This is a genomic window from Campylobacter concisus (assembly GCF_001298465.1).
Classification (GTDB): domain Bacteria; phylum Campylobacterota; class Campylobacteria; order Campylobacterales; family Campylobacteraceae; genus Campylobacter_A; species Campylobacter_A concisus.
Window position 1 is genome coordinate 413,766 of record NZ_CP012541.1, and the last position, 26,054, is coordinate 439,819.

At 39.8% G+C, this 26,054-nt stretch carries 24 protein-coding genes; 21 read left to right on the forward strand and 3 right to left on the reverse strand.

Annotation, left to right across the window (positions count from 1 at the left end):
- Positions 1-2: 2 nt before the first annotated feature.
- From CCON33237_RS02075 to CCON33237_RS02105, 7 genes are read left to right on the forward strand one after another with little or no spacing between them, the layout of a single operon-like run.
- The gene (locus CCON33237_RS02075; RefSeq protein WP_021090641.1) at positions 3-248 is read left to right on the forward strand and encodes an acyl carrier protein; all 246 of its coding nucleotides are present in this window, start codon (positions 3-5) and stop codon (positions 246-248) included.
- A complete protein-coding gene (locus CCON33237_RS02080; RefSeq protein WP_054196183.1) occupies positions 238-783 on the forward strand; it encodes a COG4648 family protein in 546 nt (181 codons plus the stop codon). The genes CCON33237_RS02075 and CCON33237_RS02080 overlap by 11 nt, the downstream gene beginning before the upstream one ends.
- A complete protein-coding gene (locus CCON33237_RS02085; RefSeq protein WP_054196184.1) occupies positions 773-2,329 on the forward strand; it encodes an AMP-binding protein in 1,557 nt (518 codons plus the stop codon). Before CCON33237_RS02080 ends, CCON33237_RS02085 begins: the two co-directional genes overlap by 11 nt.
- Entirely contained in the window at positions 2,326-3,936 is a 1,611-nt protein-coding gene (locus tag CCON33237_RS02090) for a glycosyltransferase family 2 protein (RefSeq protein WP_054196185.1), read from the forward strand. Before CCON33237_RS02085 ends, CCON33237_RS02090 begins: the two co-directional genes overlap by 4 nt.
- A complete protein-coding gene (locus CCON33237_RS02095; RefSeq protein WP_069174574.1) occupies positions 3,933-4,361 on the forward strand; it encodes an acyl-CoA thioesterase in 429 nt (142 codons plus the stop codon). The genes CCON33237_RS02090 and CCON33237_RS02095 overlap by 4 nt, the downstream gene beginning before the upstream one ends.
- Entirely contained in the window at positions 4,358-4,876 is a 519-nt protein-coding gene (locus CCON33237_RS02100) for a LolA family protein (protein ID WP_054196187.1), read from the forward strand. The genes CCON33237_RS02095 and CCON33237_RS02100 overlap by 4 nt, the downstream gene beginning before the upstream one ends.
- A complete protein-coding gene (locus CCON33237_RS02105) occupies positions 4,873-7,101 on the forward strand; it encodes an MMPL family transporter (protein WP_054196188.1) in 2,229 nt (742 codons plus the stop codon). Before CCON33237_RS02100 ends, CCON33237_RS02105 begins: the two co-directional genes overlap by 4 nt.
- A 157-nt stretch (positions 7,102-7,258) precedes the next feature.
- Here the strand turns inward: CCON33237_RS02105 and CCON33237_RS09980 are convergent, their stop codons facing one another.
- From CCON33237_RS09980 to CCON33237_RS02120, 3 genes are all read right to left on the reverse strand, one after another.
- The gene (locus CCON33237_RS09980; RefSeq protein ID WP_054196189.1) at positions 7,259-7,579 is read right to left on the reverse strand and encodes a pectate lyase family protein; all 321 of its coding nucleotides are present in this window, start codon (positions 7,577-7,579) and stop codon (positions 7,259-7,261) included.
- Complete coding sequence (locus CCON33237_RS09985; RefSeq protein ID WP_054196190.1) at positions 7,573-8,190, reverse strand: pectate lyase family protein; 618 nt, start codon at positions 8,188-8,190, stop codon at positions 7,573-7,575. Before CCON33237_RS09985 ends, CCON33237_RS09980 begins: the two co-directional genes overlap by 7 nt.
- Before the next feature lie 275 nt (positions 8,191-8,465).
- On the reverse strand, positions 8,466-9,563 hold the full coding sequence (locus CCON33237_RS02120; protein ID WP_054196191.1) for a CinA family protein: 1,098 nt from the start codon (positions 9,561-9,563) through the stop codon (positions 8,466-8,468).
- Positions 9,564-9,658: 95 nt separating this feature from the next.
- Here CCON33237_RS02120 and ileS point away from each other — a divergent pair, with 95 nt between their 5' ends.
- From ileS to CCON33237_RS02190, 14 genes are all read left to right on the forward strand, one after another.
- Complete coding sequence (gene ileS / locus CCON33237_RS02125) at positions 9,659-12,415, forward strand: isoleucine--tRNA ligase (RefSeq protein ID WP_054196192.1); 2,757 nt, start codon at positions 9,659-9,661, stop codon at positions 12,413-12,415.
- Positions 12,416-12,514: 99 nt separating this feature from the next.
- Positions 12,515-13,873 (forward strand): Asp-tRNA(Asn)/Glu-tRNA(Gln) amidotransferase subunit GatA, encoded by a 1,359-nt coding sequence (gene gatA, locus CCON33237_RS02130; protein WP_054196193.1) that lies wholly within the window; start codon positions 12,515-12,517, stop codon positions 13,871-13,873.
- Positions 13,874-13,877: 4 nt separating this feature from the next.
- Positions 13,878-15,326, forward strand: coding sequence for an IMP dehydrogenase (gene guaB / locus CCON33237_RS02135; RefSeq protein WP_054196194.1), 1,449 nt, complete (start codon positions 13,878-13,880; stop codon positions 15,324-15,326).
- Positions 15,326-16,432: a homoserine O-acetyltransferase MetX gene (gene metX, locus CCON33237_RS02140; RefSeq protein WP_054196195.1), complete on the forward strand. Its 1,107-nt coding sequence runs from the start codon at positions 15,326-15,328 to the stop codon at positions 16,430-16,432. Before guaB ends, metX begins: the two co-directional genes overlap by 1 nt.
- Before the next feature lie 3 nt (positions 16,433-16,435).
- Positions 16,436-16,627 carry an exodeoxyribonuclease VII small subunit gene (gene xseB / locus CCON33237_RS02145; RefSeq protein ID WP_004317712.1) on the forward strand — a complete coding sequence of 64 codons (192 nt, stop codon included), beginning with the start codon at positions 16,436-16,438 and terminating at the stop codon, positions 16,625-16,627.
- Complete coding sequence (locus CCON33237_RS02150; protein ID WP_054197374.1) at positions 16,620-17,414, forward strand: carbon-nitrogen hydrolase family protein; 795 nt, start codon at positions 16,620-16,622, stop codon at positions 17,412-17,414. The genes xseB and CCON33237_RS02150 overlap by 8 nt, the downstream gene beginning before the upstream one ends.
- Before the next feature lie 119 nt (positions 17,415-17,533).
- A complete protein-coding gene (locus CCON33237_RS02155; RefSeq protein WP_054196196.1) occupies positions 17,534-17,887 on the forward strand; it encodes an MmcQ/YjbR family DNA-binding protein in 354 nt (117 codons plus the stop codon).
- A gap of 85 nt (positions 17,888-17,972) precedes the next feature.
- A complete protein-coding gene (gene murC, locus CCON33237_RS02160; protein ID WP_054197375.1) occupies positions 17,973-19,280 on the forward strand; it encodes a UDP-N-acetylmuramate--L-alanine ligase in 1,308 nt (435 codons plus the stop codon).
- Positions 19,280-19,597: a hypothetical protein gene (locus CCON33237_RS02165; protein ID WP_054196197.1), complete on the forward strand. Its 318-nt coding sequence runs from the start codon at positions 19,280-19,282 to the stop codon at positions 19,595-19,597. Before murC ends, CCON33237_RS02165 begins: the two co-directional genes overlap by 1 nt.
- The gene (locus tag CCON33237_RS02170) at positions 19,591-19,935 is read left to right on the forward strand and encodes a hypothetical protein (RefSeq protein WP_054196198.1); all 345 of its coding nucleotides are present in this window, start codon (positions 19,591-19,593) and stop codon (positions 19,933-19,935) included. The genes CCON33237_RS02165 and CCON33237_RS02170 overlap by 7 nt, the downstream gene beginning before the upstream one ends.
- Complete coding sequence (locus CCON33237_RS02175; RefSeq protein ID WP_054196199.1) at positions 19,932-22,136, forward strand: endonuclease MutS2; 2,205 nt, start codon at positions 19,932-19,934, stop codon at positions 22,134-22,136. The genes CCON33237_RS02170 and CCON33237_RS02175 overlap by 4 nt, the downstream gene beginning before the upstream one ends.
- A 75-nt stretch (positions 22,137-22,211) precedes the next feature.
- The gene (locus tag CCON33237_RS02180) at positions 22,212-24,125 is read left to right on the forward strand and encodes an EAL domain-containing protein (RefSeq protein WP_054196200.1); all 1,914 of its coding nucleotides are present in this window, start codon (positions 22,212-22,214) and stop codon (positions 24,123-24,125) included.
- An 8-nt stretch (positions 24,126-24,133) separates the two neighbouring features.
- The gene (dapE, locus tag CCON33237_RS02185; protein WP_054196201.1) at positions 24,134-25,222 is read left to right on the forward strand and encodes a succinyl-diaminopimelate desuccinylase; all 1,089 of its coding nucleotides are present in this window, start codon (positions 24,134-24,136) and stop codon (positions 25,220-25,222) included.
- A gap of 378 nt (positions 25,223-25,600) precedes the next feature.
- Complete coding sequence (locus tag CCON33237_RS02190; RefSeq protein ID WP_054197376.1) at positions 25,601-25,999, forward strand: ribosomal maturation YjgA family protein; 399 nt, start codon at positions 25,601-25,603, stop codon at positions 25,997-25,999.
- Positions 26,000-26,054: the final 55 nt, after the last annotated feature.

Below are 26,054 nucleotides of genomic sequence, written 5' to 3' on the forward strand. Positions count from 1 at the left end.
CTATGAGTGAAAAAGAAATTTTTGAAATTTTAAAGAAAGCCTTGATCGATCTTTTTGAGATAGATGAGAGCAAGATAAAGCCAGAGACTAGGATATATGAGGATTTGCAGATCGATAGCATCGACGCTATTGACATGATTGATTACATCAAACGTCAAACTGGGCATAGGCTGATGCCAGAGGATTTTAAAAACGTAAAAACGCTTGATGATATCGTAAAAGCTGTAGCAAAGAAATTTGAAGCATAAAATAGTAAACCTAGTTCTAATTTTAGTAAGCATTGCTTATCCTTTAGTGCTATTTTTTTGGCAAGAAAACGCCACTTTGATATTTGGTGTTTTATGTGTGCTTTGGGGGCTTAGAGCCTATTTTGAAAGTGGCAAGAAAAGGCAGGTTTGCTTAGCGGCTGGGATGTTTTTCGCCATTTGTGCTATTTTTAGAAGCGTAAATTTAGCACTTTTATATCCAAGTATCGTAAGCCTTGGCTTTTTGGCGATCTTTTTTTACAGCTTAAATGGTGAGGCGATCATAACCAAAATCGCTAGATCAAAAGAGAAAAATATAGATGAAAAGGTCGTTAGTTACACAAGAGGGTTAACAAAAATTTGGTGCTTATTTTTTGTGTTTAATGCGGTTTTTGCATTTGTTTTATCGTACTTTGAAAATAAATTTTATTGGAGTATTTACTGCTCCTTTATCTCTTATATTTTGATGGGATTTTTGTTTTTTGGAGAAATTTTATATCGTAAAGTTTTTATTTTAAAGAGGAAAAATGGAGTTTGAAAATAGTCTAAAAGAGTTTAAATTTGTTGATATTGATAAAAATTTATACTCACAAGTTGGTATTTTTGGGGCAAATTTAAAAGAATATGGCGTGAGTGAGGTAGAGATCTATCTAAGCGAAACCTTTGACTTTTGTGTCGCCTTTTTTGGAGCACTTGCGATCGGCGTGAGACCGATTTTGCTTGCAAAGCCCATTTTTAGTAGTGATAAATTTAATATCAATGATGAAAATTTTAAGAATTTTTTAGCTCCAGCCAGAAATATGGAGCCAAAATTTAATCTAAATTCTACTTTTTTTCTTCAAACTTCAGGCTCGACTGGAAATAGCAAAAATATCCCAAAAAGACTTGGTGCGATGATAGAAGAAGGGCTATTTTTAAAAGAAGAACTTGGAGTTAATGAAAGCGATACATTTTTTTCAAGCGTTTCACATCAGCATATGTTTGGCCTTACTTTTAAGGTATTTTTGCCCATCATCTCTGGTGCAAAGGTTGTTAGTAGGGAGCTAAATTACCCAGAGGCGATCTTTGAGCTAGAGCTTGAAAATTTAAGCTTTGTCACAAGCCCAGTCTTGCTTCAAACGATAGTTTCTAGCCCAAGAGCAGCTGAAATTTCAGGGCTAAAAAACATAATCTGTGCCGGCTCAGCCCTAAAGAGTGAGCTAAGAGCTAGCATAGCAAAACTAAGCAGTGCACGCATTATTGACATCTATGGCAGCACCGAAACTGGTGTAGTGGCTAGAAATTTAGGCGATGAGCTTTTGCTTTTTAGTAAGGTAAAAGCTGCTTTAAGCGAGGACGAGGCACTAAACGTGAGTTCGCCATGGTGTGAGTTTTTTCAGACTAGCGACTGGGCGGAGATAGATGGTAGCAGGCTCACGCTAAAAGGCAGGATCGATAGGATCGTTAAGCTAAATGACAAAAGGGTTAATCTAATAAGCATCGAAAATAAGATGCTTGAAAGTGGTCTTTTAAAAGACTGCTACTGCGACACGCATCCAAAATTTAAACGTTTAGCCGCACTTTTAGAGCTTAGTGAAGAGGGTGTGAAACTCTTTAGAAATAGCGGTAAAAAGGGCGTTGTAGCAAGGCTAAATGAGCTTTTAAGGCCTGAGTTTAAAAATAGTGTTAGGTATTTTAAAATCGTTAGCTCACTTTGTAAAAACGCTCAAGGGAAATTTCTAAAAGCAAATTTTAAAGAGCTTTTAGAAAAGAGCGAAGGACCCAGCTGGGATAAAAGTAGCGATGGCGGCGTCTACAAATTTAAAACAAAGCTTAGCCCAGCACTTGGTATTTTTACCGAACATTTTCCAAATTTACCGCTGCTACCTGGCTTTGTGCAACTAGATTTTGTATTTAAATTTGCAAGAGAGCTTGGCGCAGAAGTAGGCGATCAGTGCGTGGTGGAGAATCTGAAATTTTTAAAATTTGTAAGGCCAAATGACGAGCTTTGTATAGAAATTTCGCAAAAAGATGAGAAAGTTTATTTTGAGATATTTTGCAATGGTACTAAAAGTGCTGCTGGTAGGATAAAGCTGGGCTTATGAAGACGCTTTTTCTCATACCATTTTACAACCATCCAGAGAAGATAAAAGCCCTTTGTAAGGCGCTTGTGAGATACAATCTACCCATTTTAATAGTTGATGACGGCTCAGATGAAGCTTCAAAAAAGGCTTTGCAAAATTTGAGCGAATTTGGTGTAGAAATTTTGACAAGAGCACAAAATGGCGGTAAGGGGGCTGCACTAAAAGATGGCTTTAGACATGCCTTGCAAAATGGCTACACGCATGCATTTCAGATCGACGCTGACTTTCAGCACGACATAAGCGAAGTGGTAGAGTTTTTAGAGCTTAGTAAAAAGTATCCGCATGATATGATCTTAGCTGATCCGATTTATGGCGAGGACGCGCCAAAGTCGAGATTTTATGGCAGAAAGATCACAAATTTTTGGGTCAAAGTAAATACATTTAGCGCCAACATAAAAGACGCGATGTGTGGCTTTAGAATTTATCCGCTAAAAGAGCTCGAGTGGGCGATATCTCAAAGCAAGTCAAATAGGATGGAATTTGACATGGAAATCCTTGTAAATGCCGTAAGAGCAGGTGTTGGACTAAGATGGATACCGCTAAAAGTAAGATATGAAAAAGGCGGCGTTTCGCACTTTAAAATGCTAAAAGATAATGTGTTAATAAGCCTTATGCATGCAAAATATTTTTTTAGTTTGGTTCCATTTTTACTGAGTAAAGCCTTTAAAGGGCAAAAATATGCATGGTGGCAAAAAGGCGAAAGATCAAATGAATTTTTCTTAAGGGTGAGCTTGTTTTTAACCAAGAATTTGCCTATTTTTCTTATAAAACCTATCGTTATGATCGTCGTTTGTTTTTATTATATTTTTTCAAAAATAGAGAGAAAAAATATAAGAGAATTTTTACAAAATGTAGAGAAATTTAGTGGCAAAAAGCCAGCTACTGGTGTTTTTAGAAATTTTTATGAATTTGGTATTGCGATTTGCGATAAATTTCGTATTTGGCAAAATGGTGTGCTCGAAAACGAACTAGATATTGACGAGCTTGTGTGGATAAAAGAAGAGTTTGAGGCATCAAAGCGTGGTAGAATTTTGCTAACAAGCCATCTAGGGAATGTAGAAATTTGCAAGACACTTTCGCTTAGATCGCCAAGTTTTCGTATGATCATCTTGGTTTATAGCAAGGGAAATGAAAATTTTTATAAAATTTTAGAGCAGATAAGTAAGGGACAGATTAGATTAATAAGCGTAGAAAATCTTGATGCAGCAGCTATGCTTGAGCTAAAAGAGGCGGTAGAAAACGGCGTAAATATTGGCATAATGGGCGATAGAACTCCGGTAAATGGCGATAAATTTGTTGAGGTTAGCTTTCTTGGCAAGATGGCTAAATTTAACTATGGCCCATACTTACTAGCTGGCATTTTGGGCGTAAAAATGAGCACGCTTTGGTGCGTGAAAAATGGCGATAAATTTAGTATCGAGCTAAGCGACATCGCAGATGAGATAAAACTAGGTCGCGACCGCAAGGCAAGCGTCATGCCATACGTGCAAATCTATGTAAGACAGCTCGAAGATCACGCTTACAAGAACCCATCACAGTGGTTTAACTTTTTTGATTTTTGGAGATGAGAGTGAAAATTTCACACGTTAGCACATTTAAAGTGGCGTTTTTTGACGTTGATAGCATGGAAGTGATGTGGCATGGCAACTACGTCAAGTACCTAGAAATGGCACGCTGCGAACTACTTGACAAGCTTGGATACAACTACATAGCTATGAAAAAAGATGGTTACGCCTTTCCTATCGTAAAACTTGACGTAAAATACGTGCGACCAGCCTTTTTTAACGACGTCATAAAGGTCATAACAACGCTTAGCGAGTGCGAAACGTTTTTGAAATTTCACTATCTTATAGAAAATGAAAAGGGCGAAAAACTAAGCGAGGCAAATACCGCGCAAGCTGTCATCGAGATGAAGAATTTACAAACTTGCTTTGAGATGCCAGAAGCCCTAAAAAAGGCGCTTAAAGCCTACAATGAAAAGGAGAAAAGATGAGAAAAATAGCTCTTTTTTTAGCCATTTTTATATCTTGCTTTGGCTACGAGCTGGGTGAGCTTAAAAATATAGTAAAAACAGATGGCGTAAGCGGAAATTTCACACAGACAAAGAGTCTGGCTGGCTTTAACAAAAGCATAAAAAGCTCTGGTGAGTTTAGGCTAGAAAAGGGTGGCCTTTACTGGGATACGCTTGAGCCTGTTACTTCAAAGATTTTTATAAATAAAAATGGCATTTTTAAAAACGAAAATGGCAAGCTTGAAAAGACAAGTGCAAATTTTGATGAAAAGCTCTTTTTGGCCATTATCAGCCTTGATGAGAGCGAACTTATGAGAGAATTTGACATAAAAACAGGCGGCAGTCTAAAAGAGTGGAGCATAGAGCTAAGCCCTAAAAATTTACTCTTTAAACAAATTTTTAAAACCATAAAGATAAGTGGCGACAAGGCGGTAAAAAAGATCGAGCTTGATGAGGTAAGCGGCGATAAAACGCTAAATGAGTTTAGTATAAAATGAAAAAACTAGCCACGATCTTGGCTTTTATCTTTGTTTTTTTAGCCTCGCTTGGATATTCGCTTGCGAGCCTAAAAAACGTCCAAACCGACATCTTTTCGCTGATAAATTTCAAAGACGCCAAAGAGGCAAAGGTGCTAAAAGAGGTGCAAGATGAGATGGCATCAAATTTTTTAGTACTAGTAAATTCCAAAGAGCTAGCCAATGACGTGCAAAGCTTGGCGCTTAAAAGCTCGCTTTTTAAGAGCTTTGAGGCGAACATTGACGTAAATTTAAATGATATAAAAAACGACATCAACCGCTCAAAGATCGCGCTTTTAAGTAGGGCTGATCTAGAGCTTTTAAAAAGCGATAAAAACGCCTTTTTCAAAAAGCGCGCAGAGGAAATTTTTAACAGTTTTAGCTTTAGGCTTTTAAATGTAAAAGATGATTTTTTCTCGCTAAGTAGTGGTTTTAGTGCAAAAAACGGCAATGTGAGTTTAAATTTATCAGATCTTATGCTTGAGGTAAAGGACGGAGAGAAGAGTTTTTTCTTGCTAAAAGGTGAGCTAAAAAAGGAAGCTTCGAGCGAGGGGCTAATAAAATTTTATAACGAGTTAAATGCGCTAAAAGTTGGACAAAACGAGCTTTTTGTGCACTCAAGTGCCCTCTATCAGGCATTTTCAAAGCAAAAAAACGAGAGCGAGAGCCTTTATATGAGTGCGCTTTCACTTAGTTTAACCGCTATGTTTTTGATGCTTGCCTTTAGAAATTTGCGAATTTTTTATGTGATATTTATCGCTGCATTTGGCTTTAGCGTGGCATTTGCAGGCACTTTGCTCTGCCTTGGTGAGCTAAACATCCTTACTATTTTAATAAGCACAAGCCTCATTGGACTCATGTTTGACTACGTCTTACACTGGCTTAGCAAAAACGAGGGCGAAGCGATCAGGGCAGACAGCATAAAAAATATGCTAAAAATCTTCTTGCTAGGCCTTCTTATCACGCTTAGTGGCTATCTAGCTTTTACGTTTTCTAATCTTAAACTGCTTAAAGAGGTGGCGCTATTTTCGGCATTTGCGCTCGTTACTGCGTTTTTGGCTAGCTACTTTTTCATGCCTTTAGTCTTTGAAGGGGTGAAATTTTATAGATCAAAGATTTTTGATGCGTTTTTAACTAAATTTTGCAAGCTCTCTGCCCTAGTTGCTAGGCATTTGGGGGTTAAATTTCTAGCTATCTCACTTATTTTGCTAGCTATTTTTCTTGTTTTTGATCTTAAAAATTTATCAAAAAGCGAAAACGTAAAAGACTACTCAAATATGCCAAAGAGCCTGCTAGCGGACTCTTCTTATATCTTAAATCTAACTGGAAATAATCAAAACACGATGATCGTGACAAGGTCTAGCGGTGACATTTTAGGAAGCGAAAAAAGCCTTTTAGACGAGCTAAAAAAGAGAAATTTGATAAAAGATGAGAGCTCGCTAAGTGATATGTTTTTAAGTAAAAGCGAGCAGGATGAGCTAAAAGAGGCGTTTAAAAAGGCGCTTGACGATGAGCAAATTTACGTGATTTATGAGAGATTTGGCTTTAGCAAGGATGAGATACGAAGCGAAATTTTAAAGGTTTTGGGCGAAAAAGAGCTTGGCGTGAGTGAAATTTTGGCTCTAAAATCAATGAAGGATTTTAAGAAATTTATGCTTGATGAAAATGCAAGTGTGGCTTACGCGAGCGGCTTTGTAAAAGGGGCAGCAAGTGATGAGGTTCTAGAGCGCCACAACGCCTTTAGTCTAAATTTCGCTAGCTCGCTAAATGAGAGCCTAACTCAGGCAAAAGAGCTTGCCTTAAAACTAAAAATAGCAGCGCTTGTGGTCGCGTTTTTATTGCTTTGGTTTTATTTTAGTGCGCTTGTTTCGGCACTTGTGATGGGCATCATCGTCTTTGGCGTGCTTCTTACGCTCTTTATTTTTGCTATTTTTGGCATAAATTTAAGTATTTTTGGCGTATTTGGGTTAATCCTTGCAAGCGCTGTGGGGATTGATTATATGATATTTGCACTAAATGATAGCCTTAGCGAAAAGGAGCGAATTTATGGGATATTGTGCGCATTTGTTACGAGTTTTATTTCGTTTTTTACTCTCTCTTTTAGCCAGACCGCGGCTCTTAGCGTCTTTGGACTAAGTGTTAGCCTTTGCGTGCTGATATATGGGCTATGTGCTAGCGTTTTATCTTGTAAAAATATAAAAATTTAGCTTTGTTTTCATGCCCCAAGCGTTTTGGCTAGCTCGGGGCTTTGGTTTTATTTTATAACGGCTAGTTTGCCTGTGCCTGCATTTTTATTTACCTCGTTTTGGACGTTTGAGGCTTGGATAAGTTCAAATTTATATGGAGGCTCAAATGGCGGCTTGGTTAGCTTTTCGCAAACGCTGCCTTTTTTGAAAGGTCTATGTTGCCGCTTTCAAAAATGGTGCCTTTGTTACACTTGTAGCTTATTTTGACGCCATTTGTAAAGTAGTTGTTTTGAGCGTATATTAGCGAGCCAAAGCGTACGCCAATGGCGTATTTTTGGTCATAGAAGCCATCTTTTGAGTCATAAAAGTTGTTATAGACGTGCACCTTTGCATTGCGCGCCATAGGTAAGCGTTGCGCGCAGTTGTCAAAAACGTTATGAGCGACCGTTATAGTCCTTGTTTCGCTGCTGCCGTCAGAGTCTATTGAGCCAATTAACATCGTTTTGTCATGGTTTTCAAAGATGTTGTGCGAGATCGTGATAGCTGCACTATCTCTCGCACAGTTCCGTCGTAAGTCTGCCATTTGGTAAGCTCTCCGCCTGCTAAATGCACATGGATAGGCTCGACCGTGTCCTTAAAATGGCAGTGATCTACCCAGATGTTTTTGCTTGACTCTATGCTGACGCCGTCATATTGCGCATTAAAGCCGTCATTTTTTTGTATATCTGGAAATGGATCAAAAGCATCTTCGATCTTCATATTGCGGATCGCGATATTTTGGACATTTTTTAACAAAAGCGAGCCGCCTTTTATTCCTGAGTTTTCGCCTAAGCCGATTATTGTGGTGTTGCTAGCTACCGGCACTACGATGAGCTTTTTCCACTCGTTGGCTAAATTTTTGCGAAGCGCTGCTAACTTTGGATCTTGCGAACCGTCTAAATTTGCACGGCATGAAACGCCGTAAGCCTGCATAAATTTGGCATAAGAGCTAAACTCGCCACCGCTAATCTCACTTATAAATTTATCCAGCCCATCGCTATTGCCATTTTGTGGGATCTTGCCTTCGCTAAGGTCTATGAGCCCATCCACATAGATGACGTAACCACCCATTTAAGCGTATTTTACGAGCTCTTGTCTATCTTTTGTGACAACTTCTTTACTCTCTTTATCGGCATATCCACAAAAATTTTGCGCCAATGTATCCAAAGGCGAGTTACTTGCTTTTATTTCGTCCGGCTACATCTTGGTGCAAATACAAATAACTAAGAAATGGCGAACAACAATATCTTTTTAAATATTTTTAGCTTCCTAAATTCGGCTTTTTGATCTTTTAGTATAAAAATTTTTGGCTAGCTAAATTTCACGCAAGATTTTAAAGGCAAATTTTAAGCAAAAAATATCTCGCTTTTTAGACGAAGTAGGCATAGATAGGCGCTTAGCACGCTCTGCTCTCTAACGTAGTTGCGATCCCCTTTTAAAAGTAGCCTCTCAACCTCTATGTTGCCGTTTCTATCGCCAGCTGCGACATAGACCGTTCCAACTGGCTTGCTAGCTGTGCCCCCACCAGGTCCAGCAATACCGCTAATAGCAAGTGCAAAGTCCGCATTTGTCGTGCTTAGCGTGCCTTTTACCATCTCCTTTACGCAAGGCTCGCTCACGGCTCCGTAAGTATCTAAAATTTCATCCTCGACACCCAGCCACTCGTGCTTTATGTGATTTGCGTAGGTCACCAATGAGCCATCAAAGCTAGCTGAAACACCGCCGTATCTTGCAAATTTAGCCGCCGCCAGCCCAGCTGTGCAAGACTCAGCAAACGAAATTTTAAGCCCCTTTTGCATGAGCCTCTTTGCTACAAATTTGATCACATCTTTTTGTAGAATAAATTTTTGTGAAAATAGCGTCTTTACCCCTTGTAAAAAGCTCTCGATCTGGCCAAATTTATTACTTTTTGCCCTTACTAGTATCAAATTTGGCAGGATCTGCGTAAGGGTGATATCGACCTCGTAAGTTTTAGCAAGTGGCAGCATAAGGATCTTAGCACTATCTGCGTCGATGTCTATTAGATGAAAGTAGCTAAAATCAGGCTCGTACTCGGTGAGAAACTCGCCTAGCTCTTCATTTGGATTAGCTTTTATGAGATTTATCTTAGCGTTATTTAGGCTTATTAAAAAGCTATTTTTTGAGTAGTCTAAGCTATCTTTAAGTGCAAGTGTTGTGCTATCTTTTAGCTCGAGCGAGCCCCCAGTTAGCGTCGCTACGATCTTTGCAGCGATGGCAAAATTTTCATCTGAGCCAAAAATGCTTACAAAGTCGTAATCTTTTGATAAATTTTCGATGATAAAAGGTAGCTCTTTGCTATTTTTTGGAGCAAAACTGACCACTCCAAGCTCGCCAAAATGATCCTCGTAACTTTGAAAAATGTAGTTTAGAAATTCTCTATTTATCTCAAGATCTTCGCCTATTATCAAGATACTTTGTCTCATTTTTAAGCTCCTTTTTTTGCCTCATTATACTATTTTTCAGTGTGATTTAACCAGCACAGGTGTAAAATTAGCAAATTTTAAAATCAAGGTAAAAAATGGACTACAAAGAGACACTTTTACTCCCAGAGACAAATTTCCCGATGCGCGGAAATCTCCCACAAAATGAACCACAAAGACTAAAATCATGGTACGAAGAGCGCAAGGTTTATGAAAAAATGAAAAAAAACCGCCAAAATGCGGTTAAAAATTTCAACATCCACGACGGCCCTCCGTATGCAAACGGCCACCTTCACATCGGCCACGCGTTAAATAAAATTTTAAAAGATATCATCACAAAAACGCACTATTTTTACGGCGAAAATGTCCGCTACGTGCCAGGCTGGGACTGCCACGGCTTGCCGATCGAGCAACAAGTCGAAGTAAAGCTTGGCGATAAGAAAAAAGAGCTTAGCAAGGTCGAGATCAGGGAGCTTTGCAGGCAGCACGCGAGAGAATTTATAGATATCCAGCGCGATGAGTTTAAAAGTCTTGGCATCATCGGCGACTTTGAAAATCCATACATGACGATGAAATTTGAGTTTGAGGCTGACATCTACAAAGCGCTTTGCGAGATCGCTAAAAAGGGGCTTTTGGTAGAGAGAAGCAAGCCAGTTTATTGGAGCTGGGCAGCTAGATCGGCGCTAGCTGAAGCTGAGGTCGAGTACGAGGAGAAAGAGGACTATTCTATTTATGTAGCCTTTGGCCTTGACAGCGACGCGCTAGAAAAGCTTGGCGCAAAAGAGGCAAGCGCTGTCATATGGACGACCACGCCTTGGACACTTCCAGCAAATCAAGCCATAAGCCTAAAACCAGATGAAATTTATGTGCTAACAGCTGAAAATTTGATCTTTGCAAAGCCACTACTTGAAAGCGTTGTGCAAAGCGGCCTAAGCAAGGGCGAGATCAAAAAAGAGTTCAAATCAAGCCTACTTGAAAACACTCACGCGATAAATCCACTAAACGGCAGAAAGTCGCGATTTTTACTAGGCGATCACGTCATGATGGATGGAGGTACTGGACTTGTTCATACAGCTCCAGGACACGGCGAGGACGACTACTATGTTTGCTTAAAATATGGCTTTAGCGAAATTTTGATGCCAGTTGATGATGGTGGCTGCTACGATGAGAGCATAAAACATCACGGACTATTTAGAAGTGACGTGGTAGATGAGTTTGTCGGTATGCACATCTTTAAAGCAAATGAGAAAATTTTAGAGCTACTTGGCAAAAGCTTGCTTAGCGTCTCTAAATTTAGGCACTCTTATCCATTTTGCTGGAGAACGCACAAGCCTGTCATTTATAGAGCCACAAAGCAGTGGTTCATCGCTATGGACGAGGCTAAACTAGGCGGCAAAACGCTTAGACAAACAGCGCTAAAAGAGCTTGAAAAGGTTAAATTTTACCCAAGTGTGGGCATAAAAAGAATAGGCTCTATGATAGAAAATCGCCCAGACTGGTGCATCTCTCGTCAGCGTGACTGGGGTGTGCCGATCGCGTTTTTCAGAGACAAAGCGACAAAAGAAGTTATATTTGATAGTGAAATTTTAGACCACATCGCAGGCATTTTCAAAGAAAAAGGCGCTGATGCGTGGTGGGCGCTAAGTATAGACGAGCTGTTACCAAAAGGCTCAAGATACAAGTCTGAAAATTTAGAAAAAGTGATGGATATCCTTGACGTTTGGTTTGATAGTGGCTCGACATGGCATGCGGTCTTGCAAAGCGATGAGTACGATGCTGGTAAATACCCTGCAAGCATGTATCTTGAGGGTTCAGATCAGCACAGAGGCTGGTTTCAAAGCTCACTTCTAGTAAGCACAGCTGTAAATTCTCACGCACCTTATGAGAGCATACTAACTCACGGCTTTACAGTCGATGCCAAGGGCGAGAAGATGAGTAAGAGTAAGGGCAATGTCATCGCTCCACAAGACGTGGCTAAGACTCATGGCGTCGAAATTTTACGCCTTTGGGTTGGTATGAGTGATTATTCAAGCGACCTAAAGATCAGCGAAGATATATTAAAACAAATTAGCGAGCAATACCGCAAAATCCGTAACACTATCCGCTTCTTGCTAGCAAACGTAAATGACCTTAAGAGCTTAAATACAGAGTTTAATATCCTTGATAAGTGGATATTAGCACGTGCTAAAAAGGTCTTTGATGAGGCGAGCGCTTGCTTTAAAAACTACGACTTTTCAAAGGGCTTTAACATCCTTTTAAATTTCCTTTCAGCCGATCTTAGTGGCGTATATCTTGACGTTTGCAAAGATAGACTCTACTGCGACGCAAAAGACGCCCCAAGACGAAGATCGGCCCAAAGTGCGATGGCGATCATCACAAAGACACTGCTTCCACTCATCGCTCCAACGCTTACTTACACAGTAGATGAGGTGATGGACTACGCTCCAAAGATCATCAAAGGCGAGGCAAAAGACGCGTTTGACTTAGTTTATGAGCCGATCAAGTTTGACCTTAGTTTTGAAGATGAGCTACTTTTTGCCAGCAGGGAGAAATTTAACGAGATCGTAGACGTTCTTAAAAAAGACAAGAAGATAAAATCAACTCTAGAACTAAGCCTAGAGACCACCAACCACAACATCACAAGCTACGACGAGCGTGAAGTAGCCGATCTTTACATGGTAAGCTCAGTTAGACCTTACGATGATAGCGAGCCTTTGGTAGAGTTTGAGCTTGAGGGTGATAAATTTAAGATCATGGCAAGTGAGCTTCATAAATGCCCAAGATGCTGGAAATTTAACGCTAGCAAAGAAGACGCGCTATGCCCAAGATGCGAAGAGGTCATAAGTGCTAAGTGAGCCAGTAAGCGCAACTATCATAGTCGCAACGATCGCTGCGGTGGTCGTTGCTAGCTTGTTTGGCATATTTTTGGTTAATAAATTTAAAGGATAAAAATAGTGGTAACTTTGAAAGAAGCTTTGAAATTTTCAGCTGAAGAGATAAAAAATTTAAGAGCTGAGCTTGAGGCTAAGATAATAAAAGAAAAAGAGCTTGGTGCTTATGTTGAGCAGCTAGCAAATTTAGAGATCGCAAAACTAGGCGAGGGCGTGCCTATCGCTATAAAAGATAATATCCAAGTAAAAGGCTGGAATGTAACAAGTGCTTCAAAAATTTTGCAAGGCTACGTAGCACCTTATAACGCAACTGTAATCGAAAAGCTACTTAGTAAAAATTTAGCTCCATTTGGCCGTACAAATATGGATGAGTTTGCTATGGGTAGTACGACAGAGAGCTCATTTTATGGCAAAACACTAAACCCACTAAATCACGCTCACGTCCCAGGTGGCAGTAGTGGCGGCTCGGCAGCAGCAGTCGCAGCTGGTCTTGCAGTAGCAGCACTCGGAAGTGATACTGGCGGCTCGATCCGTCAGCCAGCGGCATTTTGTGGATGCGTAGGTTTTAAGCCAACTTACGGCAGAGTGAGTAGATATGGCCTAGGTGCTTACTCAAGCAGCCTTGATCAAATAGGGCCGATCGCTCAAAACGTAGAAGATGCTGCCATTTTATATGATGCGATCGCTGGACACGACGCAAAAGATAGTACGAGCGCAGATGTGCCGTTTGTGAGCATTAGCGACAAGATAGATGGCGAGAAAAAACTAAAAATTTGCGTTGTCAAAAACTATGTAGGAAACGCAAGCGAGCAGACAAAAGTCGCTTTAAATTTAGCCATCGAGAAGCTAAAATCACACGGTCACAGTGTAACTTACACAAATTTTGAAGACTCAAAATACGACGTCGCAACCTACTACATAATAGCAACTGCAGAGGCAAGCGCAAATTTAAGCCGCTACGATGGCGTAAGATACGGCAGAAGAGCTGATGCTAAAAATTTAAAAGAGCTATATATAAACTCACGCTCTGAGGGTTTTGGTGAAGAGGTAAAAAGAAGAATTTTGCTTGGTACGTTTGTGTTAAGTAGCGGATACTACGATGCTTACTATATCAAAGCACAAAAAGCAAGAGCACATATAAAAGCTCAATACGAGAGAATTTTAGAAGAAAATGACCTTATATTTATGCCGGTAGCTCCGAGTACAGCCTATAAATTTGGAGCCCACAGTGATCCACTTCAAGCTTATCTAAGCGATATTTACACGATCAGCGTAAATTTAGCAGGCCTTCCAGCTATCTCTGTGCCAGTTGGCAAAGATGATCTAAATCTAAATATAAGCGCACAGCTAATCGCAAAAGCATGGGATGAACAGACCTTGATAAATGGTGCCAAGAGCCTAGAAAATTTAATAAAAGGATAAAAATATGAAGATAGTAAAGAGAGCTTTAACATTTGAGGATGTGCTTCTTGTGCCGCAATACTCTGAAATTTTGCCAAAGCAAGTTGATGTAAAAACCAGGATCAGCAAAAGTGTCACGCTAAATATCCCAGTGGTCTCTGCTGCGATGGATACGGTGACTGAGCACAGAACTGCTATTATGATGGCAAGGCTTGGCGGTATCGGCGTAATACATAAAAATATGGACATCGAAAGCCAAGCAAAAGAGGTTAAGCGTGTCAAAAAAAGTGAAAGTGGCGTAATCATAGATCCTATCTTCATACATCCAGAGGCGACCGTGGCCGAAGCTCTAGGTCTTATGGCTGATCTTCATATTTCAGGCGTTCCAGTTATAGATAAGGACCGCAAACTAATAGGAATTTTAACAAACCGCGATTTGAGATTTGAGACAAATATGAGCGTTTTGGTAAAAGACCGCATGACAAAAGCACCGCTTATCACTGCACCAAAGGGCTGCACGCTTGATGATGCGGAGAAAATTTTCTCTCAAAACAGAGTTGAAAAGCTACCTATCGTCGATAAAGACGGTAGACTTGATGGCCTTATCACCATAAAAGATCTAAAAAAACGTAAAGAGTATCCAAATGCAAACAAAGATAGCTACGGCAGACTTCGCGTAGCAGCGGCTATTGGTGTGGGTCAGATTGACCGCGCTAAAGCACTTGTCGATGCTGGTGTAGATGTCATTGTCATCGACTCAGCTCACGGCCACTCAAAGGGTATTATTGATACTTTAAAAGAGGTAAAGGCAAATTTTAATGTCGATGTCGTAGCTGGCAATATCGCAAATCCAGTAGCTGTAAAAGACCTAGCAGAAGCAGGAGCAGACGGCATAAAAGTGGGCATTGGACCTGGATCAATATGTACCACAAGGATCGTTGCTGGTGTTGGTGTGCCTCAAATTTCAGCGATTGACGACTGCGCAAGCGAAGCAGCGAAATATGGTATCCCAGTTATTGCTGATGGTGGTTTAAAATACTCAGGCGACGTAGCAAAAGCCCTTGCAGCAGGGGCAGCTTGCGTCATGGCAGGTAGCTTACTTGCAGGTTGCGAAGAGAGCCCAGGCGAGCTTATAACATTTCAAGGTCGCCAGTACAAAGTATATCGCGGTATGGGCTCAATAGGCGCTATGACAAAGGGCAGCTCGGATCGCTACTTCCAAGAGGGCACCGCTCAAGACAAGCTTGTACCTGAAGGCATCGAAGGCCGTGTGCCATTTGCTGGCAGCATAAAAGATGTGATCCATCAGCTAATAGGCGGCCTAAGAAGCGCTATGGGCTATGTAGGCGCAAAAGATATCCCAACTCTTCAAGAAAGAGCCGAATTTGTCGAGATAACAAGCGCAGGACTAAAAGAGAGCCACGTCCACGACGTAGTTATCACTCACGAGGCACCAAACTACAAAGTTAATTAGTGTTAGACCTGCAAACTAGAACTATTAAATTTAACGAGCCACTCTATCTTGAGAGTGGCCGTATGCTATCAAATTTCAAGCTTATTTACGAGACTTACGGCACGCTAAATGCTGATAAAAGCAACGTTATCGTGATCTGCCACGCCCTAACTGGCTCGCACCACGCTGCTGGCACTTACGCAGGCGATGAGAAAGCTGGCTGGTGGGACGGGCTGATAGGCAGCAAAAAGGCGGTCGATACCGATAAATTTTACGTTATTTGCGTAAATATCTTAGGCTCATGCTTTGGCTCGACCTCGCCGCTAAGCGTTGATCGAAGTAGCGGCAAAGAGTATAGGCTAAATTTCCCAGTCCTTGCTATAAGTGATGTGGTAAAGGCGCAAGTGAGATTATTTGGCGAGCTTGGTATCACAAGGGCAAGAGCCGTGATAGGTGGTAGTCTTGGCGGTATGCAAGCACTTTGCTACGCTATCGAGTTTCCAGAATTTGCGCAAGATATCATAATGCTAGCAAGCACCTATCAGACTAAGCCATGGGCAATAGCGTTTAACAAAATCGCCATCGAAGCCATTTTAAACGATGAAAATTTCAAAAACGGCGAATACGATGCGGAATTTATAAGAAAAAATGGTCTAAAAGGTATGGCTTACGGCAGGATGGCAGGGCATATCAGCTTCTTAAGCCCTGATAGTATGGATGAGAAATTTGGACGAAACTACGTCGAGACTGACGGCCTTTACGAGCTTTCTGGGCGCTTTCAGGTGGATCGCTACATGGAGTACAACGGCTACAACTTTCCAAAGAGGTTTGATCCGCTAAGCTACCTATATATCGTAAAAATGATGAATATCTTTGACTGTACAAGGCACTATGACAATCTAAAAGACGCCCTTGCGCCGATAAAAGCAAACTTACATCTAATCGCTTTCAAAGGCGATCTACTCTTTCCGCCGTGCTGTATGAGAGAAATTTATGACACACTTTGCGAGATGGGGCGAGGAGAGAATACAAATTTCGTAGAGATAGATAGCAACTACGGCCACGACGCATTTTTGGTCGAGATAGAAAAATTTGATGGATATATAAAAAATATATTAAAAGGATAGAAAATGGAGCAAAAAGAGCAGAGCTTTGAAGAAAAATTAGCCCTAGCAGATAAAATTTTAAACGATCTAAACAAAGATGATGTGAGTCTAGAAAATAGCATAAAGCTGCACGAGCAGGGCAAAAAGCTCTTAAATGAAGCAAGAGAAATTTTAGAAAACGCAAAACTTAGCATAAAGCAGGTGGATGATGAGTAGAATTTGTGCTCTTCAGCTACCAACGCAGCCTTTAAGTGAGGCAAGGCTTGATTATTATCTAAAAATTTGTGCTGACGAAAACGCAAGACTTGTTGTGCTTGGTGAATATGTGCTAAATAGCTTTTTTAAAGAGCTCATTAGCATGCCAAAAAGCCTCATAAAAGAGCAGAGCGAGCGCAAGAAAGAGGCTCTTTTTGCAATGGCAAAAAAGTATGATCTAAATATTGTTGCACCCATAGTAAATCTAAAAAGTAAGGAAATTTTTAAAAGTCTAGCTAAATTTACCCCAACACAAGTAAAGCTATATGATCAGCAAATTCTCATGCCTTACGCTCACTGGAATGAGGCGAAATTCTTTAATAACACAAGCGATGAGCTAAATTTGCCTATCTTTACCTACGATAAATTTAAGGTTGGTGTTATGTTTGGTTATGAGGCGCACTTTGATGTGTGCTGGGCGTATATGAGCGCCAAAAAGGTCGATATCGTGCTCGTGCCAACGGCTTGTACATTTTTTTCTCAGGCGCGCTGGGAGGAGCTTTTAAAGGTTAGAGCCTTTACAAATAACGTCTACGTGCTGCGCGTAAACCGCGTAGGAAGCCACAAGAGCGATGATGCGCAGTGGAGCTTTTACGGCGATTCGATGCTTATTAATCCGTTTGGTGAAGTTAAAAATAGACTCGGCAAGAACGAAGAGATGATGATCGATGAGCTTAACAAAAAGGAGCTTAGCGAGGCTAGAAACACTTGGGGTTTTATGCAGATAGAGGCTAAATTTAAAAGATGAAGCGCTGTGCCTAGGTAGAAAAGAGCAAATTTAGCAAAAGTTATCGCGATTACGAGTTGGGTAATGTGACATCACGACTACGAGAATGAGCGCTCTTTAAAGGAATTTTGGAGTGAAATTTGAAACGAAGCGAGATTGAAAAATATATAAAAGAGAAATTTGACGTTTTGGGCGAGCAAATTTTCCCAAAATATCCAAATTTTAGCGCCTTTCGCCATAAGAAAAATGAGAAGTGGTTTGCACTGCTTATGGATATAAGTGCAAGCAAGCTAGGTCTTGAAAGTGACGAGATAATAGAAGTTTTAAATCTAAAATGTAGCCCTGATCTAGCCATGGTGCTAGTTGATGAAGAGCAAATTTTTAAAGCATATCACATGAATAAAAAGCACTTGATAAGTGTAAATTTAAACTCCAAAATCTCACAAAAAGCCGTTTTTGATCTGATAGATGAAAGCTTTAGCTTAAGCAAATAAAAGCCATTTTCAGCCTTAAATTTAGTAGTTTTTGTTAAAATCACGAAAAACTTAAGGATAAAATTTGCAAGAGCTAAACAACGAGATCAGAAAAGTCCATTTCATAGGCATCGGCGGCATCGGCATCTCAGCCATCGCTAGATTTTTACGCGAAAAGGGTCACAAGATAAGCGGCAGCGACATCAAAGAGAGCAAAACGACGCTAGAGCTAAAAGATGAAGGCATCGAAGTCATCACGCCACACTGTAAAGAGGCGATAAAAGACCAAGACTTCGTGGTCTATTCAGCTGCGATAAAAGAGGATAATATCGAGCTAGTGGAGGCCAGACGAAAGGGCATAAAGTGCTTTTCAAGAAAAGAAATTTTGCCTTATGTGCTTGAAGATAAGTGCGTCTTTGCAGTAGCTGGCGCACACGGCAAGAGCACGACTTCAGCGATGCTAGCAAGCCTTATTGAAGGCTCAGTGATCATCGGCGCCATATCAAAGCAGTTTGGCTCAAATATGCGCTACGCCAAAAGCGATAACGTCGTATTTGAGGCTGATGAGAGCGATTCTAGCTTTCTAAACTCAAACCCATATCTAGCCATCGTCACCAATGCAGAGCCAGAGCACATGGAGCACTACGACTACGATCTAGCTAAATTTTACGCAGCTTACAAGGGCTTTTTGGAGCGTGCAAAGGTTAGAGTGATAAACGCTGAGGACGAGTTTTTGAGCACGCTTAAGCTTGATGCGATCAGGCTTTATCCAAGCAGTGATATCACAGAGCTAACGATGGTGGTAAGAGACTATCAGCCATACACTAGCTTCAACCTTAAAAATTTAGGCAAATTTGAAGCCTTTGGCATGGGCGAGCACATCGCTATAGACGCATCTTTGGCTATCCTTGCTGCGATGCACGAGACGCCGCTTAAAGACATTAGAGAAAATTTACTAAATTTTAAAGGGATCAAAAAGCGTTTTGACATCCTTAGCGCAAACAAAAATTTCGTCCTAATCGACGACTACGCGCATCATCCAACCGAGATAAAAGCGACGCTAAAATCAGTCTTTGAATACGCCAAAATTTTAGGTATAAACAGCGTCACAGCGATATTTCAGCCACACCGCTACACAAGACTTAGCACAAATTTACCTGGCTTTAAAGAGTGCTTTAAAGGCGTTGATGAGCTTGTCATATTGCCAGTTTATGCAGCTGGGGAAAATCCGATCGAAGTTGATATGAAGAGCGAGTTTAGCGAGTATAACCCGATCTTTACCGATAAGGTCGAAAGGGTTGAAGAGGGCATAGAATTTACAGATGAATTTGGCGTAAAAAACCGCCTGAGTGATGGCATCGTAGTTGGCTTTGGAGCGGGCGATATCAGCGTACAGCTAAGGGGCGGATATTAATGGATCTAAGCACTTTCAAGCTTCAAGATGAAAATGAAATTTTAAAAGAGATAAAAGAAAAAGAGCTTAGTGAAGAAGAAATTTCAAGCCTTATAAATTTAGGTAAAAAAGATATCTTGATCGCGCTTGCAAGGTCGCAAAAGCTAAGTAGCACTCAGATAAAAGAGATGCTGCCAAATGCCACGTATATGGCTGTTTGCTTGCTAGTTGAAAAACAAGATATCAGTGAGGTTAAGGCTGAAATTTTAGAAAAGATCGAGCCTCATTCTGAGCTTTACAAAGAACTCATCGCAAAATATAAGGGCGTAAAATGGTAAGAAATTTGATCCTAATCGCTGGCTTGATCGTACTTTTTGGAGCGATCTGGGCGATAAAAGATGAAAAGATCAGCAAAGGCATAAAAGCGCTCGTTAGCACGGTGCTTGTAGCGATCCTTATTTGCGTCTATTTTTACGAAGAGAATTTATCAAAGAACGAGGATGCCATCTCAAAGCTAGTTAGCGATTTTAAGCAGGGTAAAGTGCTAAAATGTGGCGAATATAACGTGAGCGCTGAGAAATTTAACTACGAATTTGGCACAGCGTCATTTTTAGCTAAAAGAGAATTTAGCGACCTCTCAGGCGTGATAGTGCCGATAAAAAGTTGTGAGCAATGACTGAAGAGATATTTTTAAAGCTTGATTTGGGCGAGTATTTAGAGAAATTTAACTCCTTTTTGGCAAGGCAAAAACCGCTATTTTTACAAGGTGACAGCAAAATCCACTTTGAAAACATTAGCGAGCTTTCAAAGTATGATTTTAAGGCGCCTGATGAGATAAAAGAGCTTGATGACGCGCTTATGAGACTTAGCAAGCAAGCAGTGCTTCACATCAGTGAAATTTACGAGTTTGCAAAGATCATTAAATATTTTTCATATCTAAAAAAGCAAAAATTTGAAGGCAGGCTTGGCGAGTGGATCGCTAAGGTTGAAATCCCTGAAGCGATGAGCCATATGGCAAACAGCTTTGATGAAAACGGCGAGTTTAGCGACAGCGTGGATGAGAGATTTTACGCGATAAAGCAGGCTTTTATCGAGAAAAAGCGCCAGATCGACGCTGAGCTTAAAAAGCTCATCTACTCAAAGCACATCACGCCCTATCTAGTCGATACCCAGACGCACTATATCAACTCGCAAGAGGCACTTTTGGTGCGTGGCGGCTTTAATCACGCCCTAAAAGGCACCGTTATCGCCAGAAGCTCAGGCGGCTACTTCTACGTCGCACCTGCAAGCACCGAGCGCCTAAAAAAGGAGCAAGGCGAACTGCTTGATAGAAAAGAGGAGATCATTTTTGAGCACTGCAAGAAATTTAGCTTGCAGATGAGCAAGAGCCTACTTTTTTTGAAATTTATAAACAACGCTTTTGATCAGTTTGACGCATATCAAGCGCGTGTAAATTTGGCAAGGTCACGTGATTATGAGTTTGTTTTGCCAAACAGCTCGCACGTCATAAAGCTTGAGAAATTTGCCCACCCAGCGCTAAAAAATCCAAAGAGCGTGAGTGTGGATTTTAGCAAAAAGGTACTTCTCATTACCGGCGTAAATGCTGGTGGTAAGTCGATGCTTTTAAAATCTATCATCTCAGCCACACTGCTTGCGAAATATTTACTACCTATGCGTATCGATGCAAACCGCTCAACGATCGGCTCTTTTAAAGAATTTGACGCTATTATCGAAGATCCGCAAAGTGTGAAAAACGACATTTCGACCTTTGCTGGCAGGATGGTGCATTTTGCAAAGCTTTTTACTAAAAGATCGATCATCATCGGCATCGACGAGATCGAACTTGGCACCGACTTTGAGGAGGCTGCGAGCTTATATGGAGTCATGATAGAGCGCCTCATCACTCAAGATATCAAAATGATCATCACGACCCACCACAAGCGCCTTGCGATGTTACTAGCTAAGAATCCAGAGGTTGAGCTAGTGGCGGCACTTTACGATGAGGCGGCTCAAAGGCCTAAATTTGAGTTTTTAAAAGGCACGATCGGCAAGTCTTATGCCTTTGAAACGGCGGCAAGATACGGCATATCTCAAAATTTAGTGGCTCAGGCAAAGAAAATTTACGGCGAGGATAAAGAGAATTTAAACGAGATCATCACAAAGACGCTAAATCTACAAACCAAGCTTAATGAGAGCATAAAAGAGGTTACGGCAAAAGAGGAGCGACTGGAGCGCTTGCTTGAGGAGCAAAAAGAGCTAAAAGAGAAAAATGAGATCAAGCTAAATGCGACTATTGCGCGCCTTGAAAAAGAGTATTATGAAGCGATAAATGCGGCAAAAGCTGTTATAAATTTCAAGGACATAAAAGACAAGCAAAGGGCGCTAAACGTGGCAAATGAGAAAAAAGCTGCCATCGTTAAGCCTAAAAAAACTGAGCGCGAGAGCCTAAAAATAGGCGATAGAGTGAAGTATGAAAATATAAAAGGCACGGTTTTAAGCATCTCTAAAAATGACGCAATGATCGAGTCAAATGGCATAAATTTACGCGTGCCACTAGAGCTTTTAAGAAAAAATGGCAACGAAGTAGTCTTGCCTAAAAAAGGTGGCGTGAGCCTAAATGTCGATAAACCAAAGACAGCCTCACTCTCGCTTGATTTGCATGGCATGAGAGCTGATGAGGCGATAGCAAAACTGGATAAATTTATCTCAGATAGTCTTGTTATGGGATTTGATGAGGTTAGCGTATTTCACGGCATCGGCACTGGCAAGCTCGCCTTTGCAGTTAAAAATTTCTTAAAAGAGCATCCAAGCGTGAAAGAATTTTTTGACGCACCGGCAAATCAAGGCGGATATGGAGCTAAAATAGTCAGGCTTTAACTTTTTCCCAAAAGTTAAAATTTATTTTAAGGTTGATATAATCAGGGCAATTACACAAAACAAGGGAAGTAACTTTTGAGTAACAAGGACGAGCAAACGGGTAAAAATCTAAACATCACTAAAACGATTATAGGTTTAGTGTTTGTTTTGGGAAGTATTTTTTTAGTTGAAAACCTAGCAGTTTTTTATTTTAAATTTAATAATGCTTCTGCTGAAAATGGCTTTAATCTTCGAAAGAAAGTTGATTATTTGACATATCAATATGTTGATTATTTCAAAAATGTCAGCAAATATGATGTCGCAAATTTTCAATCTTACATTAACGATAGCGCTATGGGTGATGTCCTTTTATTAAAGGATGATAATAAAAATGGATACAAGGTCGTAGCGTCTTCAGAAAAAAGAATAATAAATCAAGAATTTAACGACAAAAGCTGTGGAAATATCTTTGCTCATAATTTCCAAAAAGATTATTTTTGGGCAAAAATTTTGCCAGAAAATGCTGCTCAAGTTTGTATGTTTGTGCCGGTCGGAGAGTATATATTAGGCTTTAAAGGAAAGGTCGATCAACGTATTACTGGTGCGCATGATGAGTACTTTTTTGAGTGGCTTTTAAATAATATGACTTTAACATTTATCTTAAGCTTCGTTGGTGCAATAGTTGCTTTATCTACTTGTATATGGTATGCGGTTAAGTATATAAAAGAAAAAAATAACTATAACGCATTAAAAATAGATACTAAAAAGCAGATAGAAGAGCTTGGAGAAAAGCTTTATATAGATCCAATGACTGGACTTTTAAATAAAACAGCATTGGTGCGTGATATTAATAGCTATGAAAATCCTAAAGTAGTGCTTATAGATATTGATGATTTTGGTAAGATGAATGACTTTTACGGTAAATTTGCATGTGATCAGATTTTGGTCAAGATGGCTGATTTGATCAGTGAATTTGCCAAAGATGAGAATATGAAGGCTTACTGTATAGAAGCAGATAGATTTGCTCTGGTAGAAGATAGCGATAGCTTTATCGATAGATACGAGGATATGGTTGAAGATTTGATAGAAATTTTTAAAGGTCGTATGCTAAGTATAGTCGATGAAGATGGTAGAGAGATAGAAGGTATCGAGATACATAGTACAATAGGCTTTGCTCTTGATAGTGACCAAACACTAAGAAAAGCAACAATAGCGTTAAAAACAGCAAAAGAGCAAGATAAAGACTATGTTTGTTATTTCAAAGGGCTAAATCAAAAAGAGGAATACGCAACTCAAATAGAACGCTCTAAACTGATACAATACGCCACTATAAACAACAATATTGTTCCTTATTTTCAGCCGATAGTTAATGACCAAAAGGTACCCGTAAAATACGAATGCTTGATAAGACTTTTAGATAGAGGCGATGTTATATCACCAAATGTCTTTTTAGATATCTCAAAGCGCATTAAGCGTTATGCTGATCTTGAGAAACAACTCATTGTAAAGTGTTTTAAACAGCTTGTAGAGGATAAGAATTTAGTACTTTCTATAAATTTAAGCAGTAGAGATATGATCGATGGTGATGTTAGCTCACTTGTTTTAAATTTATTAAACAAGCACAATGTTGCTGGTAGAGTGGTGTTTGAGATCGTTGAAGATGAAGAGCTTAAAAATTTAGAGAGAGTTTCAAATTTTATCGAGCGTGTAAAAAGCATGGGTGCAAAGATTGCTATCGATGATTTTGGCTCAGGATATTCAAATTTTTCTTATATTATAAAGATCAAGCCTGACTACGTGAAGATCGATGGCTCTATTATAAAAGATATAGACATAAATAAAGATTCACACTCTATCGCAAGTGCGATCGTGGCATTTGCAAAAGACCTTGGTATAAAAACTATTGCTGAATATGTGCATTCAAAAGAGATATTTGAAATCTGTAAAGAGATCGGTGTAGATGAGTTCCAGGGCTTTTATTTTGGCGCGCCAGAGCGTGCTGGCTCATAAGGTACTTAGTGGTAATTAGCTTTTTAAAAGAGCTTTTAAGCTTTCGCTCTATCACACCTAATGATGCTGGGAGCTTAGAGTTTATCGCTAAATTTTTGCCTGATTTTGAGGCTAAATTTATAGAAAAAAATGGCACCAAAAATCTCATACTCTCTAAAATTTATGGTGATGGCGAGCATCTAGCTTTTGCTGGACACGTTGATGTCGTGCCTCCAGGTGAGGGCTGGGATAGTGAGCCATTTACTCCACTAGAAAAAGATGGCTACATCTATGCAAGAGGCGCACAGGACATGAAAAGTGGCGTGGCTGCTTTTGTTTGCGCTGCTAAAGATGCGAAATTTGATGGGAAGCTAAGCCTCATATTAACAAGCGACGAAGAGGGCGATGGCACATATGGCACGCCTTTAGCACTTGAATATTTACGCAAAATAAATGATTTGCCAAAATTTTGCGTAGTGGCTGAGCCAACTTGTGATAAAAAATTTGGTGATAGCATAAAAGTTGGCAGACGTGGCTCGATAAATGGCAAGATCGTGATAAAGGGCGTTCAAGGGCACGTGGCGTATCCTGAAAAGTGCATAAATCCGGTAAATTTAATAGCTCCACTTTTAAGTAAGATAGCTGATCACGATATGGACGCTGGAAGTGAGTTTTTTAGTCCAAGCAAGATTGTGGTAACTGATATCAGAGGTGGCATGCAAGTTTGCAACGTCACACCAAGCGAGCTTAGCATAATGTTTAATGTGAGAAACTCAAATTTAACCGACGTAAATGACGTCGAGAGCTATCTTAGAGAGGTTTTAGATGGGCTTGATTACGAGCTTAGTATAAAGCAAAGCTCAAAGAGATTTTTAACGAATAAAGATAGCAAAATCGTAAAAAATTTAATGGCTTCTGTCACAAAGTTCACAGGCGTTACGCCACTTTTAAACACAAAAGGCGGCACTAGCGATGCAAGGCACTTTGCTGAATTTGGCGTAGATGCGATAGAATTTGGCGTCATAAACGACCGTATACACGCTAAAAACGAACGGGTTAGCTCCCACGAAGTAAATAAACTTTATGAAATTTTTAAAGATTTGATAGAAAAATTTTAATCCATAAATTTCATTATCCTTAAACCAAAAGTTATTAATTGTCTAAAAAATACTTTCAAAAGCTATTTTGGTTGATATTTTTGTCAAAGAATTTTAAAAATAAGAAATTTTCTTTATTTGGCAATATTGCTATTATCTGTTACAATTCATGAAATAGCTGGGTTTTAGCAATTTTAAGTAAAACCTAATGAAATGCCCTTTTTAACGAGTACAAGATGGAAGTTATAAATACATTTATGGGCGAAAAATATATCCAGCACTATCCTGGCTTTAAAGATGGCATGGATATCATTTCTAATTTATAAAAAGGTAAAATTTTCAAATAAGTAAAAAATGCAAGTAAAACGAAAAATATACAAATCTTTTCAATACGAGAAAATGAGACATAGCTTGCGAGTTAGATTATCCTTTTTAGCCGTAGCAGTCGTGATTTTGGCAATCGAAATTTATATCGCAGCTTTTGTTAAAGGTGGCTTTGTACGTCATTATTTGGGTGATGTGTTAGTTACGGTGATGCTTTACGCATTTGGACGAGCCGTGTTTAAAACCGCACCAAAAATTTTAGCGTTTGAAATATTTGCTTTCTCACTATTTATAGAAATTTTACAATACTTTAAAGTACTTGAAATTTTAGATATTCATAATTTAATAATACGCATAGTCTTTGGTGGAACATTTGATGTTAGCGACATCGTATGTTACGCGTTGGGCTGCTTGCTGGCTTATTTGATTGATGTCATTTGCTTTCTGCAAAAGTATAAAAGTCCAAAGATATAGTGATAAACTACAACTTTATTTTTTTTAAGTATAAAGAAGGAGTTAATCATATTAA